General features: G+C 70.8%; 2 protein-coding genes and 1 pseudogene. 1 reads left to right on the forward strand and 2 read right to left on the reverse strand.

Annotation, left to right across the window (positions count from 1 at the left end; translation table 11 throughout):
- Positions 1–75 precede the first annotated feature (75 nt).
- On the reverse strand, positions 76–1,257 hold the full coding sequence (locus BN4348_RS56705; protein ID WP_066917398.1) for a TIGR00374 family protein: 1,182 nt from the start codon (positions 1,255–1,257) through the stop codon (positions 76–78).
- A gap of 147 nt (positions 1,258–1,404) precedes the next feature.
- Here BN4348_RS56705 and BN4348_RS56710 point away from each other — a divergent pair, with 147 nt between their 5' ends.
- On the forward strand, positions 1,405–2,562 hold the full coding sequence (locus BN4348_RS56710) for an AI-2E family transporter (RefSeq protein ID WP_066917399.1): 1,158 nt from the start codon (positions 1,405–1,407) through the stop codon (positions 2,560–2,562).
- Between the two features lie 12 nt (positions 2,563–2,574).
- Here BN4348_RS56710 and BN4348_RS60200 read toward each other — a convergent pair.
- A pseudogene (locus BN4348_RS60200) lies at positions 2,575–2,919 on the reverse strand (hypothetical protein); the annotation flags it as partial.

Raw genomic sequence — 2,919 nt, forward strand, 5'->3', positions numbered from 1 at the left:
GGCCCCGCCCGCCGCCGGCCCGGGCGGCACGCTGCCCGGCGTCACGATCGGCGGACCCCACCCGAACAACGTCGGCTAGAAAGCCGGCTCGCTGCCGCGTTCCGGCCCCCGCTCGGGCGGCGGGAGCGGGCCCTGCAGGGCGGTCTCGGTCGGGTCGGCGGGCGGGTCGAAGCGCAGCACCGGCAGCGGTCCGGTGATGGGCTCGTCGCCCTCGGCGACGGCGGTGTTCTCGGTGCGGAACACGAAGAAGAACACCACCCAGCCCACGGCGGAGATGAGTAGCCAGCTGATCAGCCGGTAGATCAGCATGGCGGAGATGGCGTTCGGCAACGACATCCCGCTGGAGACGAGGCCGGGCACCAGCACCGCCTCCACGACCAGCAGCCCGCCCGGCATCAGCGGTATCGTGCCGACGGCGCGGGCGGCCGCGTAGGCGACCGTCAACCCGGCCACCGAAGCGTGGTCGCCGGCGGCGTACGCGGCGAAGCCGAGGCAGGCCACGTCGGCGATCCAGTTGAACATCGACCAGCTGAACGCGACGCCCAGGTCGCGGCGGCCCAGGCTGACCGATTCGAGCTGCGTGAGGGTCTCGCGCCACCGGTCCAGGCCGGTGTCGGCCGGCTTGCCGCGGATGGAGTTGAACCACGACAACACCCGGCTGCCGATGCCCTCGATCAGCTCCGGCCGCGACGCCACCGCCTGGGCCAGCAGCAACAGCGCGACGAAGCCGCCCAGCGTGAACAGCAGCGAGAACGGGTTGTTCTTGGCGCCCAGGAAGAACGCACCGCCCAAGCCGAGCAGCGCCAGCCCCACCGCCTGCAGCACGCCGGACATCACCAGCTGCCAGGAGGCCACCACGGTCGAGGCGCCCCAGATCCGCTGCTGGCGCAGCAGGAACGTCGCCGACAGCACCGGGCCGCCGGGCAGCGTGGTGCTCAGGGAATTGGCCGCATAGAACGCGGCCTCCGACCGCAACTGCTTGACGTGCACGCCGGCCGATCCCAGCAGGGTGCGCTGGATCTGCGCGAAGCTGTGCATCGACGCCGCCGCGGCCAGCACCGACGCGATCAGCCACCACCAGTTGGCCTCGTACAGGCTCATCCAGGCCTTGGCCAGCTGGTTCCAGCCGAGCGAAATCTCGACAGCAAGCACGATCGCGACGATGGCCAGGATGGCCCAGCGCACCCACCAGTACTTGCCGCGCGGCGTTGCCTCACGCGTCAAGTCCAGCTTGCGGGCGGGTGCGTCGTACGACACGTGCTTTAGGGTAACCGCGCAGGTGGCGCGGCCAGCGGGGCGAAGCTCCGACTGTGTCGGGGTCGTAACCGGATCGTGCCGGGCAGCAGGGGTCCGCGGGACGCCACGGCGCCGTCCGGGCGCGTCGGCGCCAGATAGGCTGGCCGGATGCCGGCAAACCCCGACCACGCCCTGGAGGGCGGGTCAGTCGAACCCCTTGTCCGTAAGGCCGCGGCTTGGGCCTGGCGTCTGCTCATCCTCCTGGCCGCCGTGGTCGCGTTGCTCTGGGTGGTGAAGAAGCTCGAAGTCATCGTCGTCCCGGTGTTGCTGGCCCTGATGGTCAGCGCTTTGCTGGTTCCGGCGGTCGACTGGATCGACAAAAAGGGCTTGCCGCGCGGCGCGGCGGTGGCGTTGGTCCTGCTGGGCGGCTTCGCCATCTTCGGCGGCATCCTGGCGTTCGTCATCGTCCAGTTCGTCTACGGCCTGCCCGACCTGACCGACCAGATCAGCCGCAGCATCGACTCCACCCGGCGATGGCTGATCGAGGGGCCGCTGCACCTGCGCGGGGAACAGATCTCCAACGCGGGCAACGCCGCGATCGAGGCGCTGCACAACAATCAGGCCAAGCTGACCAGCGGCGCGCTGGCCACCGCGGCCACCATCACCGAGGTGGTCGGGGCCGGCGTGTTGGTGCTGTTCACGCTGATTTTCTTCCTCTACGGAGGGCGCAACATCTGGGCATACGTGACCAAGATCTTCCCCGCCGGCGTCCGCCACCGGGTGCGGGAAGCGGGCAACGCCGGATACGGGTCGCTGATCAGCTACGTGCGGGCCACGTTCCTGGTCGCCCTGACCGATGCGGCGGGCGTCGGCACCGGGTTGGCGATCATGGGCATTCCGCTGGCGCTGCCGCTGGCCTCGCTGGTGTTTCTCGGGGCCTTCATCCCCCTGGTCGGTGCCGTGATCGCCGGCTTTCTGGCCGTGGTGGTGGCCCTGCTGGCGAAGGGCTTCGTCTACGCGCTGATCACCCTGGGTTTGCTAGTCGCGGTGAACCAACTCGAGGCTCATTTGCTGCAGCCGCTGGTGATGGGTCGGGCGGTGTCGATCCATCCGCTCGCGGTGGTGCTGGCCATCTCCACCGGCGGGGTGCTCGCCGGGATCGTCGGCGCCCTGCTGGCCGTTCCGACGGTGGCGTTCCTCAACAACGCGATTCAGGTGTTGCTCGCCCCGGATCCGGCCGCCGAGGCCGAAGAGCAGACCGAGGGCACCGGCCACGCCGAACTCGTTGAGGCCGCACCGGATCAGCCCGGGGATGAACCCGACTGAGCCGCCAAGCCCTTACAGTCGTCCCTCGCGGCGCAACAGATCCTGGGCGCTGACGCCCGCGCCGCCCCCGCCGCCGCGGCGCCGCGGACGCGGATTGTCGCCATTATCGCCCGGGTCGTTTTGGCCGCGGGCGTTGAGCTGCTCGGTGGCCGCATCCGAATCGTTGATATCCGCCCGCATCACCGGGAGGGCGGCGGTGGGATCGGCCGGGTCGCCGTTGTTGTCGCCGGAGTGGTTGGTCGGGACCGGGATGGCCCGCGTCTGACCGCTGGACGGCGGCGCCGGCGGGTGGGACGCGGGTGCGGCGGGCCGCGGCGGGGTGGCGGAGCCCGCCGGGCCGGCGGCCGCGGTGGTGGG

This window comes from Mycobacterium interjectum, assembly GCF_900078675.2.
Lineage (GTDB): Bacteria > Actinomycetota > Actinomycetes > Mycobacteriales > Mycobacteriaceae > Mycobacterium > Mycobacterium interjectum.

Coding starts and splice junctions, on each gene's coding strand:
- BN4348_RS56710 (WP_066917399.1), top strand. CDS start 1,405: ATGCCGGCAAACCCCGACCACGCCCTGGAGGGCGGGTCAGTCGAACCC.